Origin of the sequence: Microvirga mediterraneensis, from assembly GCF_013520865.1 — a bacterium.
GTDB lineage: Bacteria > Pseudomonadota > Alphaproteobacteria > Rhizobiales > Beijerinckiaceae > Microvirga > Microvirga mediterraneensis.
Window position 1 is genome coordinate 1,893,940 of the sequence record NZ_JACDXJ010000001.1, and the last position, 12,954, is coordinate 1,906,893.

Annotated in this window: 11 protein-coding genes; 2 read left to right on the forward strand and 9 right to left on the reverse strand. The window is 62.3% G+C overall.

The window, feature by feature from the left end:
• Nucleotides 1-110: 110 nt before the first annotated feature.
• Complete coding sequence (locus H0S73_RS08945; protein WP_181051826.1) at nucleotides 111-668, forward strand: hypothetical protein; 558 nt, start codon at nucleotides 111-113, stop codon at nucleotides 666-668.
• 65 nt (nucleotides 669-733) lie between these two features.
• Here the strand turns inward: H0S73_RS08945 and H0S73_RS08950 are convergent, their stop codons facing one another.
• Nucleotides 734-1,000, reverse strand: a complete 267-nt coding sequence (locus H0S73_RS08950) for a hypothetical protein (RefSeq protein ID WP_181051827.1) — start codon at nucleotides 998-1,000, stop codon at nucleotides 734-736.
• A gap of 351 nt (nucleotides 1,001-1,351) precedes the next feature.
• Here H0S73_RS08950 and H0S73_RS08955 point away from each other — a divergent pair, with 351 nt between their 5' ends.
• Nucleotides 1,352-3,892: an arylsulfatase gene (locus H0S73_RS08955; protein WP_181051828.1), complete on the forward strand. Its 2,541-nt coding sequence runs from the start codon at nucleotides 1,352-1,354 to the stop codon at nucleotides 3,890-3,892.
• Nucleotides 3,893-4,001: 109 nt separating this feature from the next.
• On the opposite strand, the gene H0S73_RS08960 is transcribed toward H0S73_RS08955, so the two are convergent.
• The 8 genes from H0S73_RS08960 to H0S73_RS08995 form a co-directional block, all read right to left on the reverse strand.
• Nucleotides 4,002-4,328, reverse strand: coding sequence for a hypothetical protein (locus H0S73_RS08960; RefSeq protein ID WP_181051829.1), 327 nt, complete (start codon nucleotides 4,326-4,328; stop codon nucleotides 4,002-4,004).
• 196 nt (nucleotides 4,329-4,524) lie between these two features.
• A complete protein-coding gene (locus H0S73_RS08965; protein ID WP_181051830.1) occupies nucleotides 4,525-5,241 on the reverse strand; it encodes an SURF1 family protein in 717 nt (238 codons plus the stop codon).
• Between the two features lie 35 nt (nucleotides 5,242-5,276).
• Nucleotides 5,277-5,687: a cytochrome o ubiquinol oxidase subunit IV gene (gene cyoD, locus H0S73_RS08970; RefSeq protein WP_181051831.1), complete on the reverse strand. Its 411-nt coding sequence runs from the start codon at nucleotides 5,685-5,687 to the stop codon at nucleotides 5,277-5,279.
• Nucleotides 5,684-6,310: a cytochrome o ubiquinol oxidase subunit III gene (gene cyoC, locus H0S73_RS08975; RefSeq protein ID WP_181051832.1), complete on the reverse strand. Its 627-nt coding sequence runs from the start codon at nucleotides 6,308-6,310 to the stop codon at nucleotides 5,684-5,686. The genes cyoD and cyoC overlap by 4 nt, the downstream gene beginning before the upstream one ends.
• 4 nt (nucleotides 6,311-6,314) lie before the next feature.
• Nucleotides 6,315-8,318: a cytochrome o ubiquinol oxidase subunit I gene (cyoB, locus tag H0S73_RS08980; RefSeq protein ID WP_181051833.1), complete on the reverse strand. Its 2,004-nt coding sequence runs from the start codon at nucleotides 8,316-8,318 to the stop codon at nucleotides 6,315-6,317.
• A gap of 17 nt (nucleotides 8,319-8,335) precedes the next feature.
• The gene (gene cyoA, locus H0S73_RS08985; protein ID WP_181051834.1) at nucleotides 8,336-9,565 is read right to left on the reverse strand and encodes a ubiquinol oxidase subunit II; all 1,230 of its coding nucleotides are present in this window, start codon (nucleotides 9,563-9,565) and stop codon (nucleotides 8,336-8,338) included.
• 3 nt (nucleotides 9,566-9,568) lie between these two features.
• Nucleotides 9,569-10,912, reverse strand: coding sequence for an MFS transporter (locus H0S73_RS08990; RefSeq protein WP_181051835.1), 1,344 nt, complete (start codon nucleotides 10,910-10,912; stop codon nucleotides 9,569-9,571).
• Between the two features lie 553 nt (nucleotides 10,913-11,465).
• Complete coding sequence (locus H0S73_RS08995) at nucleotides 11,466-12,875, reverse strand: FAD-binding oxidoreductase (RefSeq protein WP_181051836.1); 1,410 nt, start codon at nucleotides 12,873-12,875, stop codon at nucleotides 11,466-11,468.
• Between the last annotated feature and the right edge of the window lie 79 nt (nucleotides 12,876-12,954).

Consider the following 12,954-nt stretch of genomic DNA (forward strand, 5'->3'; position numbering starts at 1 on the left):
AGCGAGAAACGGCACTTGTCGCATGCGATGATGCGGATCCTGCGTTAGGTTGGGGGCGTTCCCAAGACAAGCCGTTCACATCGCACGATATCGCGCGGGCATGATCCATTATGTTGCGTTTTCTCCTTCTTCTCAGCCTCGTCACCATCTTCGTTCACCTGTATGGTCCGATCATCTTCAGCCGGGCTCCGCTTCTGAACAAGCTGAAACGCATCCCGATCCAGACGGCGGTCTTCGCGATTCTGGCGCTTGCAACGATCAACGGCTTTCGCGGCGAGTCCCAGGACACCGAGCAGCAGGCCTCCGCCACGAAGTCCGTTCCCGAGGTAGAGACGACCGCCGCCATCACGCCGCCCGTCATGATCGAACCCCTGCAGCCGAAGGAGGCCGCCGTGGCCTGCGTCGAGCAGGCCCTGAGCGAAGCACGCGCCACGGAGGACCTTGTGGGCCAGACCTGGTTGTCATCCGTCGAGGGCTTTCTCGAATCGGCGCCCGGAGAGGTGACGGTCCAATTCGCCGTCGGGCCGCGGGTCGGTCCAGCAAAGGGCCCGCAATGCCGCTCCGAGGCGCGCCTCACCTGTGCCGTCGCCGGTCGTGACGTGAAACCGGTCACGCCCGTTCACATGACGGGAGCGCAGATCGCCTGCGGGGCTGAAGGCAGCCTCTGACGAGGCGCCAGGTTAAAGACTAAGCATCGGACCCAAAAGTGGAATCCACTTTTGGGTCCGATGCTTTAGTGAAGCGCCGACATGATGCGACGGATGGTTGCCTCGAGCAATTCGATCGTGGATTCCGTTCGCCCGTCGGCGGAGAGCACCGCCAGAGAGGCATCGCCACGGCTCGCCAGGGCCGTTTCGAGAACGGCGTAATAGGCGAGATCGCGCGTCCGTCCGCTGGTCTGATCCCGCAGGGAACTGATCGCTTCGATGATCCCGAGGGACTGCCCGCTGCCGACGAGATCGCACGCTTTCCTCAAGATCGCGATGACCGTTGTTTCCATGAGAGGTGCCCCCTCCGTAGCTCTTCGACCTCACTTCGGTCCATTGTGATGGCTCTGATCCCGATAAAGCCGAAATCTGAAGGATAGAGTAACATAACGTGTCGGTGCCGCACGGCGCGTATTGTCGCGCCAGCCTGGAGCAGCCGCTCTTTAGCGGATTGCAGAATAGCCGGGCCGCACCTCAGGGTTTGCCACCGCTGATTTCAGGAATGCCCCCGATAGTCCAAGTGCCCGTTGCGGGCCGATACTGTCAGCAGCCGGGACGGAACGGTCTCCGCATCATGAGCCACCCGCATGTCGGCACGGCAGTCCGTCATCTGGCGCCAAGCTTGGCTTGAGAAGGATCCGGCCATGAAAGCGATATGTGCAGCCCTGTCCCTCATCTCCGCCAGCGTTCTTGCGATCTCGGTGGCCCAGGCTCAGCAGGTCACCGGCACGCCCGGTGCACCGGATGCGACGACCGCCATCGACGGGCGCCAGCTTCCCCCGCCGGATCCGCAATTCGGCGGCGTGATCAAGGATGAGGCTCTTCAATCGCAACCTTGGTGGGCGCCGCGCATCGTGCCGCCGAAGGGCGCGCCCAACATTCTGCTGATCATAACCGACGATGCCGGCTTTGGCGTTCCCAGCACCTTCGGCGGTGTCATCCCGACGCCGTCGATGGACCGGGTCGCGAATGCGGGCCTGCGCTACAACCGCATGTTCTCTACGGCGCTCTGCTCGCCCACCCGGGCGGCGCTCATCACAGGCCGCAATCACCACTCGGCGGGCTTCGGCGTAATCTCCGAGCAGTCGACGGGCTTCCCCGGCTACAACAGCATCATCGCCAAGGACAAGGCGACCATCGGCCGGATCCTCAAGGACAATGGATACGCCACTTCGTGGTTCGGAAAGGACCACAACACGCCGGCCTTTGCGGCCAGCCAGGCCGGACCCTTCGACCAGTGGCCGACCGGAATGGGCTTCGAGTATTTCTACGGGTTCGTCGGCGGGGACGCCAACCAGTGGCAGCCGAACCTCTTCCGCAACACGACGCAGATCTACCCGTTCGAGGGCAAGCCTGCCGGGAGCTGGAACCTGGTCACCGCGATGGCCGACGACGCCATCGACTACGTGAACAGGATGCATCAGATCCAGCCGACCAAGCCGATCCTCGTCAAGTATGCGCCCGGAGCCACACACGCCCCGCACCATCCGACGGCGGATTGGGTCAAGAAGATCAGCGACATGCACCTCTTCGACGAGGGTTGGAACAAGCTGCGTGAGCGCATTTTCGAGAACCAGAAACGGCTCGGGGTCATTCCCAAGGATGCCAAGCTCGCGCCTTGGCCGAAAGATGTGCTGAAGGAATGGGACGCGCTCTCGGCAGAGGAGAAGAAGCTCTACATCCGTCAGGTCGAAATCTTTGCTGCCTATGCGGCATACAACGACAACGAGATCGGGCGCGTGATCCAGGCCTTCGACGACATTGGACAGCTCGACAACACGCTGATCATCTACATCAACGGTGACAACGGCACCAGCGCGGAAGGCGGGCCGAGAGGAACGCCTAACGAGATAGCCTTCTTTAATGGCCTGAATGAATTGCCTATCGATGTCCAGATGAAGTTCTACGATGTCTGGGGCACGGACCAGACCTACAACCACATGTCGGCCGGCTGGTCGTGGGCCTTCGACACACCGTTCTCCTGGTTCAAGCAGAACGCGTCGCAACTCGGCGGCATCAACCAGAATATGGCGGTCTCCTGGCCGGCGCGCATCAAGGACAAGGGCGCCCTGCGCGAGCAGTTCGTGCATGTGGTCGACGTCGTGCCGACAATTCTCGAAGCGACGGGCATATCTGCGCCGGAGGTCGTCGACGGGATCAAGCAGGCGCCGATCGAGGGCACGAGCTTTGCCTACACCTTCGATGCCGCAAACGCCAAGGCGCCGTCGCGGCACACGACGCAGTACTTCGAGATGATGGGGCAATGGGCCCTTTACAATGACGGCTGGCTCCTGAGCACCAAGGTCAATCGGGCACCCTGGGAGGCGTTCGGGCCGGCCAATCCGGATCCGCTCAACAACCAGGAGCTCCAGCTCTATGACCTGAACACGGATTTCAGCCAGACCACCGACGTCGCCGACAAGAACCCGCAGAAGGTCGACGAGCTGAAGCAGATGTTCATCGCTGAGGCGAGGAAGTACCAGGTGTTCCCGATGGATGCCTCGGTGGCCGCGCGCATCGTCGCGCCGCGTCCCAACATCACCGCGGGGCGCAGCGAGTTCGTCTACACGCGGCCTATGACCGGCCTCCCGCAGGGCGACTCGCCGGTTCTGCTGAACACCTCCTATACGATCACGGCCGATATCGAGGTGCCGCAGGAAGGCGCGGAGGGCATGATCCTGACTTCGGGAGGGCGCTTCGCGGGCTACGGCTTCTATCTGCTCAAGGGCAAGCCCGTTTTCCTGTGGAATCTGGTTGACCTGAAGCGGGTCAAATGGGAAGGACCGGACGTTCTCGCGCCCGGCAGGCACAGCGTGGAGTTCGACTTCCGGTATGACGGCCTGGGTGCCGGTACGCTTGCGTTCAATAACATGAGTGGTGTCGGACGCTCGGGAACGGGCACTCTCAAGGTGGACGGCAAGGACGTGCAGTCGATCAAGCTGCCGCAGACACTGCCGATGATCCTGCAATGGGACGAGTCGTTCGACATCGGCTCCGACACGCTCACCGGCGTGAACGATGCCGACTACAAGCCGCCCTTCCCGCTGACCGCCAAGCTGAACAAGCTGACGATCAAGGTGGACCGTCCGAACTTAACGCCCGACGACATCAAGAAGCTCGAGAGCGCTCAGGCCACGGCGGTTGACGGCACGCCGCTGACACGGGTTCAGGCCGGGCCGCAATAGAGCATCTGGGCCTAAAGGAGAACCCCTTTGATTTGCATCCGATGCGCCAGTAGATCCGGAAAGGAAGCGGAGCGCCACAGGCTTGGGCCTTGGCGCTCCGGGGCAGGGGTCAGCCCTGAAGATTGAAAATGTCGGCGTCCTGGTTGGTGAACGCGAGGGCATCCCCACCGTGGCCGAAGAGGCCGAGGCCGCCGACTGCTGTCGTGTCCGCCACCTGGGTGATCGGGCTGGCATTCACGTTCATGTCAGGGCCGAAATCTTGGGCCGGTCCGCCCCAGGGGAAGTGATAGCCGTCCATCAGCTGGACATTCGAGCTCTCGGCATGCTGGTTCGTCACCGCCGTGGCATCGCCGCCATTGCCGAAGATGCCGGGGCCGCCGATGGCCGTGGTGGTGGCGACCTGGGTGATCGGGCTGGCATTCACGTTGATGTCCATGACATATCCTCTGCAGTTCAAGTGTTGCGTTCCGTATCGCCTGGGATGCGATCTCCGTTGGCGATGACTGGACTTTGAACGATTGTGCGGAGGTCGGCTGTGAAGCGCATCACAGGAGCAGGCGTTTCAATCCCGCACGGATCCGATTCATCCCCGTTCTGCGGAAAAGCGAGTGAACGGATGCTCCGGTTTCAGATCATGACTCGTGCAGGTTTGCATGCTGTAATCTGAACCAGCGGGGACGCAGCACATCCAGGTTGACGAAGATCGTTCCGGCCGCGGCCATGAGGGCCAAAGCGGCCCAGGTGAGTGCATAGACGAGGTGATTGTTGGAGAAGGCGATCACGGTCAGCCCCGGGACGGGCAGGCCCTTTCGGCCGGGTGTCCGTTCGGCGTCGATGAAATATGGCGCGACCCTGCCGAGCCCATGGGCCGCAGCGATCGCCTCCACGTCGCGGGAGTACCACCGATCGGACTTGGGGTCGTTCGCGCGCAAAAAGCCACCGCCTGGCTCCGACATGCGTAACAGGCCGACCACCATGACGGGTCCGGAGCCGTCGGGCCGCCAAGTGGTTGGGTCACGCTCGGTCTCGGGAACGAAGCCGCGGTTGACAAGGATCATTGTCCCGTCGTCCCGGGCCAAGGGCGCCATGACCCAGTATCCGCCGCCCAGTTCGGTCACCGCCTGCACGAGCACGGAGCGATTCTCGAGCCAGCTGCCCGTCACGATCACGCGGCGGTACTCGTCCGTGGCCGCCGAAACGTCGCCCCAAAGCGTCGGTCCCGGCGCAGGCGCGGGGGCCGCGTGAACCCGCGCCTCCACGCGCGTGATCAGGTCCAGCTTGTAGGCACGGCGATGGACCTGCCAGACCGCGAGCGACGCGAGACCGACCACGAGCAGCAGTGCGACCATGTCGAAGGCGACCAGCGCTGCGATGCGCCTACCCGTCAGGGCTTCTGGAGCGCCTCGTGCGGCGGCATCTGCATCATGTTCTGGTCGAGGTGGTACATGACCCATATGGAGCCAACCAGCGTGATGACGACGAGAATGAGCGTGAACAACAGGGCCAGGAAGGTCCAGCCGCCCTCGGATTTGGTGTTCATATGCAGGAAGTAGATCATATGAACGACGATCTGCACGGCCGCGAGCGCCATGATGACGATGCCGGTCGTGCGGGTGTCGTCAAGCACATTGCCCATCACGAGCCAGAACGGGATGGCCGTGAGGATGACCGACAGGACGAAGCCGGTCATGTAGCTTCTGAACGTGCCCTGCGATCCGTGCGCATCATGCCCTCCGTGCGCCTCGCCGTGGCCCTCCGGCCTCCCGGCGAGTCCAGGCTCGACAATGTCGCTCATCGCATGACTCCCATCAGGTAGACGAAGGTGAACACGCCGATCCAGACCACGTCGAGGAAGTGCCAGAACATGGACAGGCACATGAGCCGGCGCTTGTTTTCCAAGATCAGCCCACGCAGGCGCACCTGGACCATCAGCGTCACGAGCCAGACGATGCCGAATGTGACATGCAATCCGTGAGTACCCACCAGCGTGAAGAACGAGGACAGGAAGGCGCTCCGCTGAGGCGTGGCGCCCTCACGGATCAGGTGGGCGAATTCATAAAGCTCGATCGCGAGGAACGCCGCGCCGAGCAGGCCCGTGACCGCGAGCCAGATGAGGGTGGTGCGGACCCGCTCCTTGTCCATCTCCAGCATGGCGAAGCCGTAGGTGATCGAGGACAGGAGAAGGAGACCCGTGTTGACCGCGACCAGCCGCAGATCGAACAGGTCGGCGCCCGATGGACCTGCTGCGTAATTGCGGCCGAGCACGCCATAGCAGGCGAACAGGACCGCGAAGATGAGGCTGTCCCCCATCAGGTAGATCCAGAAGCCGAACAACGTGCCCCCATCGCCGTGGGCGTGCTCTTCTTGCTCGTAGAAGACCGGCGCCGTGGCGCCCGGCGGTGGGGTCATCTCATGCATCGGCTCAGGCCCTTCCTGCGAGTTGCGCCATACGCTGGCTTTCGAGCCGGACGACGTCCTCGGCCGGAATGTAATAGTCCCGGTTGTAGTTGAAGGTGTGGATGATGGCGGTTGCCAGGAGCGCGACGAACGACAGGGCAGCTAGCCACCAGATGTACCAGACCAGAGCAAAGCCGAGCACCGTGCTGAGCCCGGCCAGCACCACGCCCGCGCCGGTATTCCTGGGCATGTGGATCGGCTTGAAGCCTTCCATGGGATGATCGAAGCCGCGCCTCTTCATGTCCCACCATGCATCGAGATCGTGGACCACGGGCGTGAAGGCGAAATTGTAGGGCGGTGGCGGCGAGGACGTTGCCCATTCGAGCGTGCGCCCGTCCCATGGATCGCCGGTGAGGTCACGCAGGCTCTCGCGCCGGAGATAGCTGACAATGAGCTGAATCAGGAAGGCCAGGATACCAGCCGCGATGATGAAGACGCCGATGGCCGCGACCGTCAGGAAAGGCTGCACGCTCGGGTCGTCGAAATGCTGAGTCCGGCGCGTCACGCCCATCAGGCCTAGGATGTAGAGCGGGCCGAATACGGTCCAGAAGCCGACAAGCCAGCACCAGAACGACGCCTTGCCCCAGAACGGGTCGAGCTTGTAGCCGAAGGCCTTGGGGAACCAGTACTGGACGCCCGCCAGCAGCCCGAACACCACGCCGCCGATGATGACGTTGTGGAAATGGGCGACGAGGAACAGGCTGTTGTGCACCACGAAATCTGCGGGCGGCACCGCGAGCAGAACGCCTGTCAGCCCGCCGATCACGAATGTGGGAATGAAGCCTACAACCCAGATGAAGGGTGTCTCGAACCGGATTTTGCCGCGATACATCGTGAAGAGCCAGTTGAACACTTTCGCGCCCGTCGGGATCGAGATGATCATGCTGGCGATGCCGAAGAAGGCGTTGACGGTAGGGCCTGCGCCCATGGTGAAGAAATGGTGCAGCCAGACGAGCCATGATACGAGGGCGATCACCATCGTGGCGTAAACCATCGACGTATAGCCGAACAGCCGCTTGCTGCAGAAGGTCGACGTGACCTCCGAGAAGATGCCGAAGGCGGGCAGGATGAGAACGTAGACCTCCGGATGGCCCCAGATCCAGATGAGGTTCATGTACATCATCGAATTGCCGCCGAAATCGTTCGTGAAGAAATGCGTCCCCACGTAACGGTCGAGGGCAAGAAGCGCCAAGGTCGCGGTCAGGACCGGGAAGATCGTCACGATGATGGCGTTGCTGGCAAGCGTCGTCCAGCAGAAGACGGGCAGCTTCATCATCGTCATGCCCGGCGCGCGCATCTTGACGATGGTGGCGATCAGGTTGATGCCTGACAGCGTCGTGCCGACGCCCGCGATCTGGAGGCCCCAGATATAGTAATCGACCCCGACGCCCGGACTGTAAGCCGCCCCCGACAGCGGTGCGAAGCCCAGCCAGGTGGCGCGCGAGAATTCACCCACGAACAGGGACATCATCGTGAGAATGGCGCCGCCCGCCGTCATCCAGAAGCTGAAATTGTTCAGGAACGGGAAGGCGACGTCGCGAGCGCCTATCTGCAGCGGCATGATGTAGTTCATGATGCCGGTCACGAAGGGCATGGCCATGAAGAAGATCATGATCATGCCGTGGGCGCTGAAGACCTGATCGTAATGGTGCGGAGGCAGATAGCCTTCAGATGCGCCTACCGAGAGCGCCTTCTGGGTGATCATCATGACCGCATCGGCGAAGCCGCGCAGCAGCATCACGATGGCGAGAACCACGTACATGATGCCGATCTTCTTGTGATCGACGCTCGTGAACCATTCGTGCCAGAGGTAGCCCCACTTGCCGTACCATGTGATGGCGGCCATGAGCGCGAGCCCACCCAAGGCCACGACCACGAATGTCACGAGCAGGATCGGCTCGTGATAGGGGATAGCCTCGAGCGACAGGCGCCCGAAGATGAGTTGCTGGAGATCGAGGTTCGAGAACATGGGAATGCTCGTCCGGATCAGTGCGGGTGTGAGTCGGGCGGTTGGGTGTTCAATTGGGATGGGGCGGGGCCGCCCTCAGGGCCGGGCGGCAAGTTGCCGCGCGGGGGATTGACCTGCCCTTCGCCAGGCTGGTCGCGCGGCATCACGCCTTCCGGCTCTTCGAGACTCCTGGGGGCGCGGCCGGAGGCGGGGAAGGTCGCCCCTGACGGCTCGTCGCCGCTTTCCAGGCGTCGGTTGTCGTAATCGAGACGCCTGCGGTTCTCCTCGCCTCCCTCGGCCGAGCCGCCCATCCTGTCGATATGGTGCATCTCGCTAACGCACATCTGGCCCGGCGCGACGCACAAGCCGAGAATGGCCTCGTAGAGTCCGTTCTCAACGGAGGCGAAATAGCGGACCGGTTCGGCCTCGCTCGGCTTTTCGAGCGCGAGATAGGCTTGTCGGTCGAGGGGCGCTCCGGCCGATCTGGCGTTCGCGATCCACTCGTCGAAGCCCTGCTGGCTGAGGCTTTGGAAGCCGAACGTCATGCGGGAGAAGCCGGATCCGCTGTAATGGGCCGACAGACCGTTGAACGTCCCCTCTTCGTTCATCACGGCATGAAGCTTCGTCTCCATGCCCGGCATGGCGTAGATCATGCCCGCCATGGCGGGAACGAAGAACGTGTTCCACACGGAGGAGGACGTGATCTTGAAGGAGATCGGCACGTTCGCCGGCGCGGCCATCTCATTGACGCTCGCGATGCCGTAGTCAGGATAAATGAACAGCCATTTCCAATCGAGCGCGACGACCTCGACCGTTAGGGGCTTCATGTCGGGGGGCACGGGCTTGTCGGGACCGATCCGCGCGAGCGGCCTGTAAGGGTCGAGCGTGTGCGTGCCGATCCAGGTCATGGCGCCTAGCGCGATGATGATGAGCAGAGGCACGGTCCAGATGACAACTTCGAGCTGGGTCGAATGGTGGAACTCAGGATCGTACGGCGCATCCGTGTTCGATGCGCGGTAGCGCCATGCGAAGATGAAGGTGAGCGCGATCACCGGCAGGACGACGAGCAGCATGAGGGCGACGGATGCGACGACGAGGTTGCGCTGCTGGACCGCCACGTCGCCGGACGGAAACATGACGGTCATGTTGCATCCGGCGAGCAGGCCCGCTGTGGCGAGCAGCGCCAGAACGCGGAGGGACTTGCGCTTCAAGGATTCGCCCGGGTGGCGGCAGGCGTTTCGACGGGATGGTCGCACCGGCTCATGCATGGTTCAAACCTGCCGGATTTCGGAGCGGGACAGGCTGAGTGCCACGAGGGTCGTGATCGCCCCCGACAACAGATACAAACCGACGCAGGCAAGCCCGTAACGGGCCGACAGGAACAAGACGATCAGCGGCGCAAAACCGGCGCCGAGCAGCCATGCGAGGTCTGTCGTGAGGGCCGCGCCCGTATAGCGGTAGCGCCGTTCGAGTTGCGACGTCACCGCTCCGGACGATTGGCCGTAAGACAAGCCGAGCAGCGTGAAACCCGCATTGACGTAGATCGTCTGGCCGATAGCGTTCTCCTCGATGATCAGGGGCGCGATGGTGCTGCAGAGAGCGAAGATCGCGATGAGACCGGCCGAAAGGATGAGCAGCCTGCGGCGGCCGATCTGGTCGGCGATCAGTCCGGACGCCACGACGGCTCCAGCGCAGATGAAGGCGCCTGAGCATTGGATCATCAGGAATTCACCCGCCGAGCGCTGCGTGAACAGGGTAATCCAGCTGATGGGAAACACGGTGACGAGATGGAACAAGGCGAAGCTTGCCAGCGGGATCAGCGCTCCGACGACGAGAACGCGCCCCTGGGTGCGGATCAGTGGGATGACGGGTGAGGGTTCGAGCCGACGCTGTTCGAGAAGGCGCGAAAACTCTTCCGTCGCCACGAGCCGCAGCCGCGCGAATACGGCGACGACGTTGATGGTGAACGCGCAGAAGAACGGATAGCGCCAGCCCCAATCCAGAAAATCGGCTTCGGACAGGTTAAGCATGAAGAACGCGAACAGGACGCTGGCGACCATGAAGCCAAGTGGAGCGCCGAGTTGCGCGACGGCGGTGTAGAAGCCCCGCCGCTCTGCGGGCGCATTGAGCGCGAGGAGGGAGGCCAGCCCATCCCAGGCGCCGCCCTGGGCGAGGCCCTGCCCGATGCGCAGGGTGGCCAGAAGATAGAGGGACCAGGCTCCGATCTGCTCGTAGCGGGGCAAGAAGGAGACCGCCATGGTCGAGAAGCCGAGCAGGAAGAGCGCGATGGTCAGTTTGACGCCGCGCCCATGCCGGCGGTCGATAGCCATGAAGATGATCGTGCCGATTGGCCGGGCAATGAAGGCCAGCGAGAACAGGGCGAAGGAATAGAGCGTCGCCGTCACAGGCTCCGCGAACGGAAAGAACACCTTGGGAAACACCACCACGGATGCGATGGCGAAGACGAAGAAGTCGAAATATTCCGCCGCCCGGCCAATCACGACCCCGATGGCGATCTCGCTCGGTGCAACCCTGTGGTCCGTAGACACCAAGCGGGCGTCGCGCTCGAGAGCCGTGGAGGAGGCCTGCGATCCTTGAACCTGATCCATCGTCATCCGGGCGAACGCCTCCAGCGAGAATAGTTCAGCTCAGTCGGTCAATTCCGGTTCAGTCCAACGTCGGCCTGTGCTCCGGCTACTCGATCTGAGGCCTTGCTGCCGCAATTCAGGTTAAACTTAGCCAAGTGTTGTAGGGCCGTTGTCATGTTCAACAACCCGATGGCAGTGAGTATTTGCGCGGAATGACTTCGAGTACCCCAGAGGGTTTCGTCGGGAGGACCGGAAAATCCGGGCTTCTCGTGACAGATCCTACAACAGTTCGCCTTAGCGAGCCTGTCCCGGATAAGGGGTGACCACCCTCCGTCTGCGCTCGCCTCATCCTGATCCTCAGGCAGATCAATCTCCTCCTTCGCGGGCGCTGCCGGCGGTAGGCCGGTTGTCTCGATGTGATCGATATCTTGTTTCGGATGATTGGGATATGGTCAAGAAGCCCGCGACCAGATCGGGCTGGCAGCGTTGCCCCCGGCCAGGACATGAGGAGCGGCTCAGCTTGCTTCAGATCCTCCAGGACCTGCGGCACACCTTGTATGTACCCATCGCAACGGATGTCCTATCCGCCCTCGATACCGACGCTCGGTTTGATGTTCTGGTTTAGAAAGAACATGTTCAACGGATCATATTTGTTCTTCAGCTTGGCAAGTCTCTCGTAGTTTGGACCGTATGCCGCCTTCACTCGGTCCTGACCTTCGTCGCCGAGATTGTTCACATAGACGGCGCCGGTCGAGTAGGGCCGTAGGGCCGCCCACATCTCGCGGGTCCAGCCGATATTGTCCTCGTCCCGGCCAGGGTCGTCCCAGATAGCGATGGGGAAACAGTCGAGTTCGGCACTTCGGCACGCATACGCCGTGTCTGAGACGGGGACGCGGGAAATCGCACCGCCGACCTGCTGGAACACCAGCAGCGCTTCGCTGCTTGGTGCCCTCCTGTAGGTCTCGAGGAGAACGCTGATCGCCTCGTCGCTCAACTCGCGCATGAACTGAGCCTTCCAAGCATAGCGACGTCCCCGTGGAAACAGAGCGTCACCGGAAGACTGCACGTCAAGGTAACGGACACGCCCGAGCCGCTCGCTCACCGCCTTGCCCCGAGCATAGGCGAGGAGAGGGGCGACCGCCTTATTCGCCTCGGTAGGTGAACCGGAGTGGAAGATTGAGATCGAGAACATTCGCTCTCCCGCCGATGTAACGAGCGCGGCGTCAAGGCTGAGCTCGTCCGGTGCCACCCTGGCGAACTCGCTGTAAAACCGCATCGCAGATCGCGCTTCTGGCTCCGGGAATGTAATGCTGCCTGCGATAACCTCGGTGCCGATCGGATGGAGCCGATACTCGAAGCTAGTGACGATGCCGAAGTTTCCGCCACCGCCGCGAAGTCCCCAAAAGAGGTCTGGGTTTTCGTCGCTGCTGGCGCGAAGCACCCTGCCGTCGGCCGTCACGATTTCCGCGGACACGAGATTGTCGCAGGCGAGCCCAAAGCGCCGTCCGAGCTTGCCGAAGCCCCCGCCAAGCGTCAGACCGGCAATGCCGGTGTCGCCGTTCACGCCCATGGTCGTTGCCAAGCCGCAAACCTGCGTGGCGCTATCGAACTCGGCGAGTGTCAGCCCGGACTCGACCCACGCAAGACGCCGCTTGTCGTCCACCACCCTGTTCTTCATACGAGACAGATCGACGACGAGGCCGCCCTCGCACACGGAGTTTCCGGCCACGTTGTGCCCGCCGCTGCGTACCGAAAGGGGCACGGCGTTGGCTCGCGCGAAGGAAAGAGCTGTGACGACATCGTTCACGCCGGAACAATAGGCAATTGCAGCCGGACGCCGGTCGACGAGACCGTTCCAGACCTGCCGTGCCTTTGCGAAACCCGAATCTGTGGGCAGTACCAACTCTCCGCTTAAGGCGCGGCGCAATCGGGCGAAGTTTAGACCCTTGCTTTCGGTGGCAGAATTGAGGGTGGTGACTTCCAGCGGCATGCCATTTCTCCCCTCCGAAACTCAGTGCAGCGTCTCACAAGGGGCAAGCGGTGACAAAATCGAAGAAATCAGGTGATGG